We start from the raw sequence: 928 nt of genomic DNA, 5'->3' as shown, positions 1-928 counted from the left end.
CTAGGCTCTGTACGTAAAGTATTGTCGCAAGCACCGCATAGCGCAGGCCAATGAGACCATCGCCGCAAAACTTGTTGCGAGCTTGTCGAAGCGCGTCACGATGCGACGGTTCTCCTTCAGCCAGCCAAACATGCGTTCGATGATGTTGCGCTGCCGATATTTGGGGCGATCAAAAAGTCGAGGCAATCCTGGCTTGGTTTTGCGCTTCATGCTTCGCAACGGAATGACTGGCTGCATGCGATAACGATCACAATACTGGCGCAGCGCTTCAGCGTCGTAACCCTTGTCAGCCAGCAACCAGCGGCAACGCTTGCGTGGGCGACCGCGCAGGCTGGGTATGCAAGCCTGATCGAGTAGCGGTTGGGCATAGGCTATATCGCTGGCTTGTCCGCCTGACAACAGGAAACGCAGAGGCACACCATTGGCGTCGCACAGCATGTGAATCTTGGTCGTCAGGCCACCCCGGCTGCGCCCGAGCGCGTGGTCTTGCGGTTCTTCAAATCCCCTTTTTTCCCGGCACCTGATGAGGCCCGGGTTGCTCGTACGGCAGTGGAGTCGATCATCCATGTTTCCAAGTCAATCAAACCCTGCTCATTCAATCGGATATGAAGACGCTTGAGCATCTGATCAAAAGCTCCGCAATCACGCCATCCCCGGAACCGTTGATAGATCGTTGACCAAGGGCCGAATCGTTCGGGCATGTCTCGCCAGGCTGCGCCAGAGCAAAACACCCAGAGAATACCGTTTAGCATCAGGCGATCATCGGCCCGAGGGCGCCCGGTGCGCTGATTTTTGGTGAAGATATCTGCAACCAGATCCCAGGCTGCGTCGGGGAGTTCATACCGCTTTGCCATCTTGGCCTCCTGGCTTTAATGGCGGTGTATTTTACAGAAAATCGTATTTCTTGGGTTTACGTACAGAGCCTAGC

Annotated in this window: 1 protein-coding gene; it reads right to left on the bottom strand. The window is 55.5% G+C overall.

Annotation, left to right across the window (positions count from 1 at the left end; all coding sequences use genetic code 11):
- A protein-coding gene (locus AAEZ03_RS25685; RefSeq protein WP_317756960.1) for an IS5 family transposase occupies positions 1-854 on the bottom strand; the annotation gives its coding sequence in 2 pieces (ribosomal slippage) (positions 1-510 and positions 513-854; 852 coding nt in all).
- Between the last annotated feature and the right edge of the window lie 74 nt (positions 855-928).

It is taken from the genome of Pseudomonas sp. HY2-MNA-CIBAN-0224 (assembly GCF_040310285.1).
Lineage (GTDB): Bacteria > Pseudomonadota > Gammaproteobacteria > Pseudomonadales > Pseudomonadaceae > Aquipseudomonas > Aquipseudomonas helleri.
This window is presented reverse-complemented; position numbering and strand designations above follow the sequence as displayed.